This is a genomic window from Chryseobacterium phosphatilyticum (assembly GCF_002899825.2).
Lineage (GTDB): Bacteria > Bacteroidota > Bacteroidia > Flavobacteriales > Weeksellaceae > Chryseobacterium > Chryseobacterium phosphatilyticum.
The window spans coordinates 357,469-372,781 of record NZ_PPED02000003.1; the positions used below are offsets into that span (position 1 = coordinate 357,469).

The following is a 15,313-nucleotide window of genomic DNA, read 5'->3' on the forward strand; positions in this document are numbered from 1 at the left end:
CTTATTAAAATAATAATTAGAAAAAATGAAGTAACTTTACGTTCTCTTTCTTAAAAAAGTTAGAAAATTATATGTATTTAATTTTTGACACAGAAACAACCGGTTTACCAAAAAATTTCAACGCTCCGCTTTCAGACTCGGATAACTGGCCAAGAATGGTTCAGATTGCATGGCAGTTGCATGATGATGATGGGAATTTGATTGAAAACCAGGATTATATTATAAAACCTGAAGGGTATGATATTCCCTTTAATGCTGCAAGAATTCATGGAATTACTACCAAAATTGCTCATGAAGAAGGGCGCGATCTTCAGGAAATTCTTGAAGAATTTTCTAAAGTTCTGGAAAGGGTAAGAGTAGTATCAGGGCATAATGTTGAGTTTGATTACAATATTGTAGGTGCGGAATTTTATAGAAAAAATATAAAAGATAACCTCCAGGAAAAGCCCCGGGCAGATACCATGATTCTGGGGACTGACTATTGTCAGTTAGGAGGTGGACGAGGCGGACGGTATAAATCTCCGAAACTGGAAGAGCTTTATGAGAAGCTTTATGGCCATAAATTTGATGAAGCTCACAATGCTGCTGCCGACGTAAATGCTACAGCCAGTGCTTTTTTCGAAATGATCAGAATTGGGGTTGTCCCTGCTGATGTACTGAAAATTTCAGAAGATCAGCTGGCTTATTTTAAAAGTCTTTACCCCGATCCGATAAAGCCATTTAATATTGTTGTCAGAAGACAGGTTGCTGATTTTCATAATAAGAAAAAACAACAGGACTTCGGTAGTATTGATGAAATTGATTTAGGTAAATATTTCAACTTTGACAACCATAGTGTTTTTTCAACATTAATGGCTACTTCAAGTATTAATGATCTGATAAAAAAGGCCTCTGAAGAAAATTTCCCTGCTGTAGGAATGGTGGATATCGGAAATATGATGGGTGCTTTTAAGTTTGTTTCTGCGGTCGAAGCAGCTAATAGTGACAGATCAAAAAAATTTAAGGAATATCTGGCAAAAAAGCAGGAAGCTGAAGAAAATGGAACGGAATTCAATGAAGACGAACCCATTTCTCAACCATTGGTTCCTGTCGTCGGATGTGAATTTTATATATCAGATCGTTACGAACAAAAGCAGTTTACTAAAGATGATCCTGATAGAAGGACGCAGGTGGTGCTTTTGGCGAAAGATTTTAACGGGTATAAAAACTTAGCAAAACTTTCAAGTATTGGTTTCTTAAAGGGGTTCTATTTTGGAGTACCGAGGATAAGCCGGGAATTGATTGCTCAGTATAAAGAAGGAGTAATAGCTCTTACTTCAGGGATTAATGGAGATATTCCGGATGCGATCCTAAATACCGGTGAACAAAAAGGGGAGGAGCTTTTCAAATGGTGGAGTGATACTTTTGGAGATGATTTTTATGTTCAGCTTCAGAATCATAAACTGCCTGAAGAAGAGCATTTAAATGAGGTCTTACTGTATCTAGCGGATAAGTACAGTGTTAAAATTTTAGCCCAAAACGAAACGTATTACTCTAATAAAGATGATGCTAATATCCAGGATATTGTAAGCTGTATCAAAGATGGTGAAAAGTTGACAACGCCTATCGGGAAGGGGTTTGGTAAAAGAAGGGGGCTTGGTACCGGCGAATATTATATCAAAAATTCTGATGAAATAAAAGAGGCTTTTCTTGCTTATCCGGATGCATTTGAAGCGTATGAAGAATTCTTTGCAAAATTTAAACCTTACACTTTAAAAAGAGATGTTCTTCTTCCGAAATTTGATATCCCGGAAGAATTTATTCATGCAGAAGATGATATTGACGGGGGAAAAAGGGGAGAAATGGCATATCTTGCCCATCTTACTTATGAAGGAGCCAGAAAAAGGTATGTTGATACAGGTATTACAGATGAGATTAAAGAGCGTCTGGACTTCGAACTGGAGGTAATTGCTAATACAGGTTATCCCGGATATTTCCTTATTGTACAGGATTTTTGTAATGAAGCGCGTAACATGGGGGTTTGGGTAGGTCCCGGAAGGGGATCAGCTGCTGGATCAGCTGTTGCTTACTGTATTGGAATTACCAATGTAGACCCTATTAAATATGATCTCCTATTTGAGAGATTCTTAAATCCGGAAAGGATTTCCATGCCGGATATCGATATCGATTTTGATGACGAAGGAAGAGATCGCGTGATCAAATGGGTAATTGAAAAATATGGACAAAGCCAGGTGGCGCAAATTATTACCTATTCCGTTCTGGGTGGGAAATCTGCCATCAAAGATGCCGGAAGGGTGTTGGATGTTCCGATTCCTGATACCAATAATATTGCTAAGCTTATCCCTTCAACACCGGGGATGAATATTGCAAAAGCATTAGCTAAATACGATAAACTTAAACCCGAAGAACAGATGCTCGTTGATGAAATGAGATATGTTCTGGATAGCCCTGATGATGCCCGTCATGGTGTACTTGCCAGCGCGAAGAAAATGGAGGGGTGTATCAGAAATACCGGAATTCATGCCTGTGGGGTGATTATTACTCCGGAGGATGTGAGTAACCTTGTTCCGGTGACCATTGCGGCAAAAGATGCAGATATTCTGGTGTCACAGTTTGATAACTCAGTAGCAGAAAGTGCCGGATTGCTGAAAATGGACTTTCTGGGACTCAGAACGTTGACGATCATTAAAGACGCTTTGAAACTTGTTAAGGCAAGGTATGGAGTAGATATTGATCCGGATCTTATTCCCCTTGACGATACCAGAACGTATCAGTTATTTAAAGAGGGAAGAACAGTGGGTATTTTCCAGTATGAAAGTCCCGGAATGCAGAAATACATGCGTGAGCTTAAGCCTACGGTTTTTGCCGATCTTATTGCAATGAACGCATTATATCGTCCGGGTCCGATCAAATATATCCCCAACTTTATTAACAGAAAACATGGGATTGAAGAGATTGTATATGACCTGCCGGAAACAGAAGAATATTTAAAGGAAACTTACGGAATTACTGTTTATCAGGAACAGGTTATGCTCCTCTCTCAGAAATTAGCCAACTTTACAAAAGGTGAGGCGGATACCTTGAGAAAAGCAATGGGTAAGAAGCAAATTGATGTTCTTAATAAGATGTACCCTAAATTCATTGAAGGGGGTAGGAAAAATAACCTTAATGAAGAAAGGCTGGAGAAAATCTGGAATGACTGGAAAGCCTTTGCAGAATACGCTTTTAACAAATCTCACTCGACATGTTATGCATTTATTGCCTATCAGACGGCATTTTTAAAAGCCAATTATCCTGCAGAATATATGGCGAGTGTAATGAGTAATAACATTAACAATACAGACTCAATTACCATGTTTATGGAGGATTGTAAGAGTATGGGAGTTGATGTTCTTGGTCCTGACGTGAACGAATCTCAGTATAAATTCTCTGTAAACGAAAAGGGACAGATCCGTTTTGGTTTAGGTGCAATTAAAGGAATTGGAGAAGGTCCAAGTGAGGCTATTACAAGAGAAAGAGAAAATGGAAGATTTAAAAATATCTATGACTTTTTCGAAAGAATATTGCCTTCTCAGATGAATAAAAGAGTTTCAGAAAGCTTGGTGTTGGCAGGTGCTTTTGATGAATTGGATTCCTTTCACAGGGGGCAGTATTTTGATATCGATATGGCCGGCAGAACAAATCTGGAAAGATTGATAAGATATGGACAAAGCTTTCAGGAGAGTAAAAATGAAATGGAACATTCTCTCTTTGCTGATTTTGCAGAGGAAGTTCAGATTGAACAACCTAAGTTACCTCCTTGTCCCGAGTGGCCCAATATGCATAAGCTTAATAAAGAAAAGGAAATCATTGGTTTCTACCTTTCTGCTCATCCTTTGGATGAATTTAAGTTTCATTTTCAGTTTATGCAGGGGCAGCTTTCAAAAAAAGCAGTTCTTGAAAAAGAAGGAGATGAGAAAATAACAACAGATGAAACTCCTGTTTTAGAACAGGACTCACAAGATGATGCTGTTGATCTTACTGAAATTGTATCTGACGAATTAACCACCGGTGAAGAGGAAGTGGTGGAAGAGGTAATTAAAAAAGCTGAACCTAAAGGAAATTTCCTGTTTCTGAACCTTGATGAGGTAGATGCCTACAAAGAACAGGCTTTTGCCAATAAGCAAGAAGAACTGTTTGAAGAGAAAAAGAAAGACTGGAAGACTATTCAAAAAGAAAGAGAAAACGGTGGCGGCGGAAAAGAGTATACAGTGGCCGGGCTGATTACGGAGTATGTCGTAAAGGATGGTTTCAGAAGTGGTGAAAAGGTAGCCTTTGTTACATTGGAAGATTATTCCGGTTCCTATTCTTTCAGATTGGGAGACAGGGATTATATGAGGCTGAAGGAGAAGCTTGAAGTGCAGAGGTTCGTTATTTTTAAGATAAAGTTTGCCCAGGTGAAAGATGGGAGGGTTTTCGTTAATGTAAATGATGTGATTGAACTTCAGGAAGCTTTTGAAAGATTTGCTAAAAGTATTTCTCTAGTGATGGACGTTATGGATGTGAGGAATGAAGATCTGGATTTTTTTAGAACGATTCTTGACAGAAATAAAGGAAATCAAAAATTGAAATTCTTCATTAAAAATATTGAAGATGATTCCCATATTGAGGTTCAGTCGATGAAACATTCTGTGGATCTGAATGGGGATTTGATTAAGGAAATTCAACTGCTTAATAAGTATGAATTTTATTTGAATTGATGAAAATCATGATGTAAATATCTGAAAAAGTGGCTTTTTTGCCACTTTTTTTATGGAATATTTTCAGAAGAAGGTGTTTTTTTATTATGTTAAATTAGTAGAGTGTTGCTTTGTGACTGGCTTTTTCAATTTATGTAACTAATTGTTTTTCATGTATTTAATAATGGTATATAATTAATGAAATAGTTAATAAAATTAAATATATGTTTAATTTTATATAAAAATAATATTGATTTGTTGATTTTTACTATTGTATTTTAACTAATTTATGATTTTAAATTGATTATTTGTTTACATTTACTCCCTAATTTTTATTTTTACCATGTATGAAAAAACTTCTACTATCGTGTATGTTGTCACTGGGAATAGGGGCATCTGCACAAATTTTAGTGAACGAGAGTTTTGAGGGTTCAACTTTACCTTCGGGCTGGACAAGTACTAATGGAGCGGGCACAACTCTTTCAACGGGAGGATATGGGTCGAATGCCGGAACTGCTTGTGCGGGCACGAAAGCCGTTTATAAGAATATATACGATACGGTCCCAAGTTGGAATATGGTGTATAGTTCAACGGCTTCCAATGCAACAGCTCTTAACTACTCTTTTAAATACCTTGCCAAAGGGTATAATACAACTACTGCAATAATTGACGGAACGGTTGCGGCAGACTACTCTGTAGATAATGGGGCTACCTGGGTAACTCTACTTGCTCCGTTGGCAATTAGTGGTTCTGTCAATACCATTATACCTTGTACTGTCGTTTCAGGAACAATCCCGGCGGGAACAATTCCTGCAGGTGCCAGTTTTAAATTCAGAATAAAAAGTACAGCGGTAGGTACTGCTGATTTCTATATGGGGTTTGATGATGTTCAGCTTACTCAATCAATCATAAGTCCACCTCCATGTACAACTATTTCAAGTCCTGCTAATGCCGCAACGGGAGTTTCTGTTACCCCTACAATTACCTGGGCTGCCGGTACTGGTGGTACGAATGGCTACGATCTGTATTTAGGCACAACACCTGGTGGTAATAATATTATCAATGGGCTGAATGTGGGAAATGTTACAAGTTATTCAATTACTGCAGCTAATGCATTGAGTTATTCAACCCAATACTATGCGACAATAGTTCCGAAAAATAGTATTGGTTCTGCAACAGGGTGTAATGAATCAACTTTTACAACAACGACGGTTCCTTGTCCTACAGTTTCTGCCCCTGCGGCATCGGCTATAAATGTTTCTCTAACTCCAACCATTACCTGGTCAGCTGTCAATTCTGCTACAGGGTATAAGTTGAGAATCGGGACCACTGCAGGAGCTTCTGATGTAATGAATGATTATGATATGGGTAATGTGACCAGTTATACATTAACCACACCTCTTACCAATGCTACAACGTACTATTATACGGTAAAATCGTATACGGCAACAAGTCTTTCCGTGTCTTGTACAGAGAAAAGTTTTACCACTGTATGCTTACCGACAACAGCACCTTATTCTCAGAATTTTGACACATCGCCAACAGGTAGCTCTACAAGTGTGAATGCTCCGGCATGTTGGTCATATGTAGAAACATCCGGTAGTGCAGGGTATGGATATGTGTCCTCGTCTGCTCCTTTTTCTGCTCCCAACTGTTATATTTTATTTAATAGTACAGATACGACCGGAAATGTGATGTTGGTTTCTCCTCAGACAACGAATTTGACAGATGGAACAAAAAGGGTTAAATTTATGGCTAAAGGTGGAAGTTCAGGATATACAGTAGTGGTAGGAACCCTTGCAGATCCGTCTAATCCTGCTTCTTTTACTGCAATTGGAGCAAATATTCCGATTACAAGTAGCTGGGCTCCATATACCGTCAATATTCCGGCTGGTTCAGGTCAGTATCTGGTGTTTAAGCATGGTTTAGGAGGGTCTTCCAGGTCCGTTTATATAGATGATATTGTATTGGAAAATATTCCTTCTTGTCTTGAGACTACAGGGGTATCTGTCAATTCATTTACCTCAAACTCCATTAGTATTTCATGGACAGCTCCGTCAACAGTTCCTGCAAATGGATATGATATTTATTACAGTACTACCAATGTGGTACCTTTGGCTACTACGACTCCAAGTATTGCTGCAGTTGCAGGAACTTCTGCAACGATTCCCGGATTATTGCCATATACAACCTATTATATCTGGGTGAGGTCAAGATGTAGCGTGTCGGATCAGAGTCCTTGGACGAATGCTGTTTCTGCCTATACAGGACATTGTATCCCTACGGGAGGAAGTACTGATACTTCATATTACCTGAATAATATTACCACAACTACTGTAGGATATAGTAATTTAGGATATACAGCTTCATCATACTCTGCTTATGTGAATAATGCATCTACTTCTTTCTCCGGAACTGCAGGCGGAAATATTGACTATTCATTAAAAGCGGCAGGCGGAAGTACTTATTATTACTATATCTGGGTAGACTGGAATAATGATCTGGATTTTGAGGATGCGGGTGAGAAAATGCTTGGAACTACATCTTATACTGCTACTACATCGGGTTCATTTGCAATTCCTGCAAGTCAGGCAATAGGCAGTTATAGAGCAAGATTCGGGCAATCCTTTAGTGGTTCAATCACTCCTTGTGGTCCGGCTCCTTCAGGAAATTATGTAGACTTTACGCTGAATGTTATTGCACCACCTACATGTATCTCTCCGACAGGGGTTGCTGTTTCTAATACAGGAACAAATTCCGCTACGGTATCATGGACAGCGTCTACAACACCTCCTGCTGATGGGTATGATATTTACTATAGTACTTCAAATACGGCTCCCACTGCATCAACGTCGCCTCTCGTTTCAGGTGTTACAGGGACTTCTCAGGTTCTGAATACCCTTACTCCTGCAACCTTATACTATGTTTGGGTAAGATCTCATTGTAGCAGTAATGATATGAGTGTTTGGTCTGTTTCTGCAAGCTTTACGACGGCTTGTGCACCGGTGCAGTCATTGAGTGAAAACTTTGATTCAGCAACTGTTGGTGCACTTCCGGTTTGTTGGACAAGTATAGGTTCTATGGTCAGCTATGCAAAGGTTTATGCTGTAACGGGAACAATGATAAGTGCTCCTTATGCATTATATCTTTATACGGATGGTGCAAATATTGGAATGGTATCTACCCCTGAACTTCTGAATCTGGATTCTAACAATTATACTATCAGTTTCAAAGGGAGAGCTAATATTACTGCTGGCGGAATAGTTCAGATAGGGTATTTAACGGATCCTGCGAATACGGGTAGCTTTGTAGTATTGGGTTCTTATACAACAACAAGTACTACTGCTGTAGATAGTTATTCATTAAATATTACAGGGGTTCCTGCAGGTATTAATAAACTTGTGCTTAAACATACGGGATCACCATCAAGTAGTGTGCTTATTGATGATTTTGCTTATCAGCTCGGAAATCTGTCAACTTCTGAAGTTGGAAAAACTAAAAATGAAATCAAAGTTTATCCTAATCCATTCTCTGATATATTAAATATTTCTGATGTTTCTAAAGTGAAGTCTGTTCAGATTATCGATGTGGCAGGTAGAGTTGTGAAAACAATTGATATCCCTTCCTCCGTTCTTCAGTTAGGAGACTTAAAACAAGGAATGTATTTAGTGGTGATGAATATGAAAGATGGAACTACACAGACCGTAAAAACTATTAAAAAATAATTATTCTTTAATATAATATATGAGAGACTTCCTGTATGGGAGTCTCTTTTTTATGACTGATATTTAGAAAATATCTTATTATTCTTATTTTATCATTTGTTGATATTTTTTTTATTTTCAGTTATTTTAATTTATTTTTTTAATGTTTTTGTTGTTTGATTTATTTAAATTTGATTAAATAATAATAATTATATGAAAAAGATTTTACTTGTTAATTTATTAATGGCTGGGGTTGTTTCCTATGCACAAACATATTGTATTCCGGCGTTTGCCAGTGGATGTAGTGGAGGAGACCAGATAGACTCCTTTATAATTCCTTCAGTTGGATTTACTCATCAGGGGACAGGCTGTTCTACGGATGCATATGGAGATTTTACTTCTATGACGATCAATCTGAATGCCGGATTAAATTATGACTTTTTTGTTACCCACGCTTTTAGTAATCAAAATGTACGTGTTTGGATAGATTTTAATAATGATGGAACTTTTGATGATGCGGATCCCGAACTTGTGGCCTCAGGTACGAGTACGAATGTGAACGGTGATAATGTTACCCAGTCTACTATAATTATTCCTGCTACTGTTACCCCCGGTACGTATAGAATGAGAATAGGAGACCGGTATTCAAGCCAGCCTATTCCATGTAATCTCCTGGGTTATGGAGAAGCCCATGATTATACTGTAATTATTGGGGCTGCTCCCAGTTGCCTTGCTCCGAGTGGTGTAACGGCAGCTGCTATTACTCCAAACTCCGCTCAACTTTCGTGGACGGCTTCCACTACAACTCCCGGTAACGGATATGAATACTATTATTCTACTTCCAATACATCCCCTACGGCGACGACTGCAGCATCTGGGGCAAGCAGCACACTAAGTGCCAATTTATCATCACTAACCGCAGCTACTGTTTATTATGTATGGGTACGTTCGGTTTGTAGTGCTACAGATAAAAGTGCGTGGTCTCAACAAGCAACATTCACTACAGCTTGTGGGATCATGAACGTTCCTTATGTACAGAATTTTGAATCCGTAACAGTACCTGCCTTACCATTGTGTACTGAGGTCGTGAATGATGGCTCAGGAAATGAGTGGGAAACCTATAATTATAATGATTACGGATTTACAGGCAAAACGCTTCGTTATTCTTATAATTATTCAAATGCTGCTGATACGTGGTTTTTTACTCCGGGTATAAATCTTACTGGCGGAACGAGTTACAGAATAAAGTACAAATATGCCAATTCATCAGGAACTACCGTATATCCTGAGAAATTAAAAGTGGCTTATGGTGTATCAGCAACAAGTGCGGATATGACCAATCCTTTAGCAGACCATCCGGATATTGTCGTAAGTACTGCAACAAGTAATTTTGTGGACTTCACTCCAACAACAACAGGGGTTTATTATTTTGGATTTAATGCCTATTCTGATGCCAATATGAATCAGTTATATGTTGATGATATCAAAGTAGAAGTAACCCCTACTTGTAGTGAACCTACTTTAGTAACAGCTTCAAATATAACAACAGCGGGAGCTGCTGTTTCCTGGACGGCAGCAACTCCAGTTCCGGCTGGCGGATATGATATTTATTACAGTACGACCAACACAGCTCCAACCTCTACAAGTACTCCTAACTTTGCTGGAATTACTGGTACTACTTACAGTATACCTTCTTTGGCTTCCAATACAACGTATTATGTGTGGGTACGATCTGTGTGTAGTACATCAGATAAAAGTGCCTGGAGTGAGCATTCAACATTTACTACTTTATGCTCGACGACAAACCTTCCTTATATAGTTGATTTTGAAAATGCTACTGTTCCAAATCTTCCCGGCTGTACAGAAGATGTCAATGCTGGATCCGGAAATAATTGGGAAACAGATTTTGAACCTTCGAGTGTTCCGGGGTTCTCTGGCAATGTCTTGAGATATGGATATGATTATATAGATCCTGCAGATGCCTGGTTCTTTACTCAGGGATTGAACTTAACGGCAGGAGTACAGTATACAATCAGTTACAAATACGGAAATAATTCAACATCCTATACAGAAAAGCTGAAGGTAGCTTTCGGTACTTCAAAGGATGCTTCGGCAATGACCAATCCTATTGCAGATTATCCTTCTATTAATGATAAAACCCTGCACGAAGAATCTTTAACGTTTACCGTGCCTGCAACAGGAATATATTATATTGGCTTCAATGCTTATTCAGATGCTAATCAGGATAATCTTTATCTTGATGATATTAATGTCACTAATGCAAATCTGGCAGTATCAGAAGTAGCTCAGAAGAAAAATGAGCTTACCATATATCCGAATCCGTTTACAGATGTATTGAATATTTCCGATGGTAAAAAAGTTAAATCCGTTTTAGTAACAGATGTGGCGGGAAGATTGCTGAAAACAATTGATAATCCTTCATCAGAACTTCATTTAGGAGATCTGAAACAAGGATTGTATTTTGTAACACTGAATATGCAAGACGGGTCCAAACAAACCATTAAAGCAATTAAGAAATAATTAATAATTATAGAAAAATATAAAGACGGATCATTTGATTCGTCTTTTTTTTAATGGTTTTTATTTTTCATAATTTATTTATGTGCTATGTTTTTTTTTATATGACTATTTTTTTTTACAATACTCACTGTTGTTTGGGCTATAATGTTGCGAAAAATATTCTCAATTAATTATTCATGTTTGAAATTCTGGTATGAATATTTTGGCATATTTTCTTTGAAAGAAATAGGTGAGGCTCTAACTTAGAATAGTTTTAAAAAAATCAAAATATGAAAAAATTATTATTTTTTATGCTGGCATTGCCGGCTCTAAGCTTCGGACAATGGACGGAAAACTTTGATTCGAACACGAATTTACCGGCAGGATGGGCTGTTATTAATAATGGAGATCTTAATGGATGGGAAATAGGAACCCCGAGTGGCGCAGCGCAATCAGGTGCAAATGTTGCTAAAATTAGGTTTGGGAGTACTGCTCATGATGATTATTTAATTACCAAAGCTATTACTGTACAGACAGGTGTAAGTGATAATATTTCTTTTTATGTAAGGTCCAGATCAACAGTATTCCTTGAAAATTATAAGGTTTTACTTTCTACTACGGACCAGACAAGTGCTGCGTTTAATACAGTTCTTCAGCCGGAAGAAAAAGCTCCAGGTACATGGACTAAAAAATCATTTGATTTATCAGCATACGTTGGACAGACAGTATATGTTGCCATCCATGCAACAGATACAAATCAATGGGAACTCTATGCAGATACTTTTGTAGTAGGCTCCAATTCAACTCTGGCCACTGCTGAGATAACAAACGCTAAAGACATTGTGGGAGTCTATCCGAATCCATTTACAGAGGTGTTGAATGTTTCGAAAGCAGACAAGATACAATCTGTTTCAGTAACAGACCTTTCCGGGAAATTAATAAAAACATTGGAAAGACCTTCTTCTGCCCTTCAACTGGAAGATTTGAAGCAGGGAGTATATATGTTGGACATTAAGATGAAAGACGGATCAAAACAAACAACTAAAATAATAAAAAAATAAGGCCACCCTGACACATGAAAAAGGCTGGATGAAAATTTTCATCCAGCCTTCTATATTTTCGTTATTATTTAATATCAGTTCATGATAAGGATTTCTGATTAAGCAGGTTGGGAGCCAAAAGAGGGTAGTTGGAAATTATCCGGACATAGAGAACAACTAAAATTATTTGTGTCTCAATAGTTGTTCATATTTATAAATGAAAATAACTTTCTCTTCCTTCCAGCTTTTAGTCTTTTGACGTAACTTCCTTAAACAGGACCCCGAGGTATTTATTACTTATCAGGAACTGGCTGTACCTTTCCTGTATTCATCCAATCGAAAACGGTAGGGAAGAACATGGCGAGGAAAAAATAAATGATAATCATAAGTACAATTAAAGCGAAAAGAATAACGACTAAACTGTTGGGCTTGTTTTTCTTTTGTGGTTCCATGATTTTTTGGTATTTGGTGAATAAATTAAAATGATATCAAAAATCAAGCTAATTTCTTGCCACATTGTTTGCAATACCTTGCATCATCATCAATATCGTCGTTACCACAGCGCTCACATATCATTTCAAGATTTTGTCTTTTATTTCTCATTTCTGCTGTCACAATTCCTGTAGGAACCGCAATAATAGAATAACCTGCCAACATGAGAATGACCGCAAAAAATTTTCCCATCGGAGTAATAGGAGATACATCACCATATCCCACAGTAGTTACTGTAACTACTGCCCAATAAATAGATTGTGGAATGGTTTCAAAACCTTGTCGTCCACCTTCCACCATAAACATCAGTGAACCTACAATCACAGAAAAGATGATCAGAAACAAAAGAAAAATATATATTTTTCGTGAACTGCTTTTTAAAGCCCGCACAATGAGATAGCCATCATTCATGAAATCCATTAAATTGAAAATTCTGAATATCCTCAGCATTCTCAACATTCTGAAAATTAAGAAGTATTTTGTAACCGGGAAGAAAAAACTTAAATAGAAAGGTACTAAAGCCAGAAAATCTATGATTCCAAAAAAACTGAAGATATAGGATCTCTTATTCTTGATTACAGCAATTCGCATAGAATATTCCGCAGTAAAAAAAATAGAAATAATCCATTCGAGAATAATGAAAGTATAATGATACCGTCTGTCAAGTTGAGGGACACTTTCCATCATAATGATGGCTGTACTCACAAGAATTAAAGATAGCAATACAATGTCGAAGAGTTTCCCGAGTCTGGTATCGGATCGATAGATGATTCGGTAAAGGTGTCTTTTCCAAAGTTTATCTGCAGGAACAAGATTGTGCTCTCTTTCCATTTTTAATGTTTTTAAAAATTAACAAATTATCGCTATTTTCGTAGCAAACATACAGAATAAAATGACAATAAGAAAAGTAATTTCAGAAATAGATAAACTGATTCCGTTGCAACAGGCAGAAGATTTTGATAATGTGGGTCTGCTGTGTGGAGTTCCTGATCGGAACGTTTCGGGAATTTTGATTAGCCACGATGTGTTGGAGAATGTGGTAGACGAAGCCATTGAAAGAAATTGTAATCTGATTGTATGTTTTCATCCTATTATTTTTTCAGGATTAAAATCTTTGACCGGGAAGAATTATGTAGAAAGGGTGGTTTTGAAAGCCATTGAAAATAAAATAGCTATTTATGCCATTCATACTGCTTTTGATAATGATTTTTTTGGAGTCAATCACGGCATATGCAGCCAATTAGGATTAAAGGATCTGAAAATCCTTCAGCCAAAAGAAAATAATTTAAAGCAATTGACTGTTTTTGTACCGAAAGAATATTCGCAAAAGGTGAAAGAAGCGATGTTTTCAGCAGGAGCAGGGAACATAGGGTTTTATGATGAATGCAGTTTTACGGTGAATGGAAATGGAACATTTCGGCCTGTAGAGGGTTCAAATCCCTTCTCAGGACAGCAAAATATTCGTGAAAATGCTGATGAAGACATGATTTCTGTAATTTTTGAAAGCTATAAACAAGGACAAATTGTTGGGGCAATGAAAGCTGCTCACCCTTATGAAGAAGTAGCACACCAGCTCTATACTCTTGATAATAAAAATCATCACTCAGGTTTAGGAATGTATGGAGATCTGGAGGAAGAGATGAATGAAAAAGATTTTCTGAAATTCGTGAAAGAAAAATTTAACCTTGAAATCATTAAGCATTCATCTTTTACCCAGAAAAAAATAAAAAGAGTAGGCGTTTTAGGAGGTTCGGGAGCCAGTGGAATCAGATCTGCCATTTCTAAAAAATGTGATGCTTACCTTACTGGAGATCTTAAATATCACGATTATTTTTTAGCTGACTCCAAAATGTTGCTCTGTGATATAGGTCATTATGAATCCGAACAATTTGTAACCCAACAATTATTTGAAATTTTATCACAAAAATTTAGTACATTTGCAATTTCAAAATCTATTGAAAAAACAAACCCAGTAAATTATTTCATTTAAATATGGCAAAAACCAACGATATTTCAGTTGAAGAAAAATTAAGAGCTTTATACGATTTGCAGATCATTGATTCAAGATTGGATGAAATCCGAAATACCAGAGGAGAATTGCCAATTGAAGTAGAAGATCTTGAAATTGAGATTGAAGGTCTTGAGAAAAGAGCTGAAAAATTTCATGCAGATATCAAAGATCAGGATGATCAGATCAAAACAAAGCATGAAGTTATTAATCATGCAAAAACTTTGATTGAGAAATACAGATCTCAACAAGATAATGTAAGAAACAATAAAGAGTTTGAAGCATTAGGGAAAGAAATGGAATTCCAGGATCTGGAAATTCAACTTGCTGAAAAAAGAATTAAAGAATTTGGAGTTAAAATAGCTCACAAAAATGAAACTTTAAGCGAATTGAATGCAAAGATTGATGATTTAAAAAATCACTTGAAATTCAAGAAAGAAGAATTGGAAGGTCTTGTCTCTGAAACTCAAAAAGAGGAAGAATATTTGTTAGAACAATCTAAAGAATTTGCCGGCCTTATTGATGAAAGATTATTAGCTTCTTATAACAGAATCAGAACAAACTCTATCAATGGTTTAGCGGTTGTAGGTTTAGAAAGAGGAGCTCCGAAAGGATCTTTCTTCACAATCCCGCCTCAAAAGCAAATGGAAATTGCTCAGAGAAAAAAAATTATTATTGATGAGCATTCAGGAAAAATCCTTGTTGACGATGAGTTGGTAATGGAAGAAAATGAGAAAATGAAATCGGTTATTAAATTCTAATTAGCGATTTTTAAATAATACAAAGCTGTTTCAGAAATGGAACAGCTTTTTTGTTTGAAGACAAATTTGG

Annotated in this window: 8 protein-coding genes; 6 read left to right on the forward strand and 2 right to left on the reverse strand. The window is 37.0% G+C overall.

Features of this window, described 5'->3' with window-relative positions; translation table 11 throughout:
- The first annotated feature begins 71 nt into the window (after positions 1-71).
- The 4 genes from dnaE (at position 72) to C1631_RS13645 (ending at position 12,003) form a co-directional block, all read left to right on the forward strand.
- Positions 72-4,739, forward strand: a complete 4,668-nt coding sequence (gene dnaE, locus C1631_RS13630) for a DNA polymerase III subunit alpha (protein WP_109712755.1) — start codon at positions 72-74, stop codon at positions 4,737-4,739.
- A 326-nt stretch (positions 4,740-5,065) separates the two neighbouring features.
- Complete coding sequence (locus tag C1631_RS13635; protein ID WP_109712757.1) at positions 5,066-8,443, forward strand: fibronectin type III domain-containing protein; 3,378 nt, start codon at positions 5,066-5,068, stop codon at positions 8,441-8,443.
- A gap of 192 nt (positions 8,444-8,635) precedes the next feature.
- Positions 8,636-10,963 carry a GEVED domain-containing protein gene (locus C1631_RS13640; protein ID WP_109712759.1) on the forward strand — a complete coding sequence of 776 codons (2,328 nt, stop codon included), beginning with the start codon at positions 8,636-8,638 and terminating at the stop codon, positions 10,961-10,963.
- Positions 10,964-11,232: 269 nt separating this feature from the next.
- Positions 11,233-12,003 (forward strand): T9SS-dependent choice-of-anchor J family protein, encoded by a 771-nt coding sequence (locus C1631_RS13645; protein ID WP_109712761.1) that lies wholly within the window; start codon positions 11,233-11,235, stop codon positions 12,001-12,003.
- Positions 12,004-12,275: 272 nt separating this feature from the next.
- On the opposite strand, the gene C1631_RS24100 is transcribed toward C1631_RS13645, so the two are convergent.
- The gene (locus C1631_RS24100) at positions 12,276-12,434 is read right to left on the reverse strand and encodes a hypothetical protein (RefSeq protein WP_165828303.1); all 159 of its coding nucleotides are present in this window, start codon (positions 12,432-12,434) and stop codon (positions 12,276-12,278) included.
- Between the two features lie 43 nt (positions 12,435-12,477).
- On the reverse strand, positions 12,478-13,305 hold the full coding sequence (locus tag C1631_RS13650) for an ion transporter (RefSeq protein WP_103248282.1): 828 nt from the start codon (positions 13,303-13,305) through the stop codon (positions 12,478-12,480).
- A 61-nt stretch (positions 13,306-13,366) separates the two neighbouring features.
- On the opposite strand from C1631_RS13650, the gene C1631_RS13655 reads away from it, so the two are divergent.
- The gene (locus tag C1631_RS13655; RefSeq protein WP_103248281.1) at positions 13,367-14,464 is read left to right on the forward strand and encodes a Nif3-like dinuclear metal center hexameric protein; all 1,098 of its coding nucleotides are present in this window, start codon (positions 13,367-13,369) and stop codon (positions 14,462-14,464) included.
- A gap of 2 nt (positions 14,465-14,466) precedes the next feature.
- Entirely contained in the window at positions 14,467-15,243 is a 777-nt protein-coding gene (locus C1631_RS13660) for a zinc ribbon domain-containing protein (protein WP_109712762.1), read from the forward strand.
- Positions 15,244-15,313: the final 70 nt, after the last annotated feature.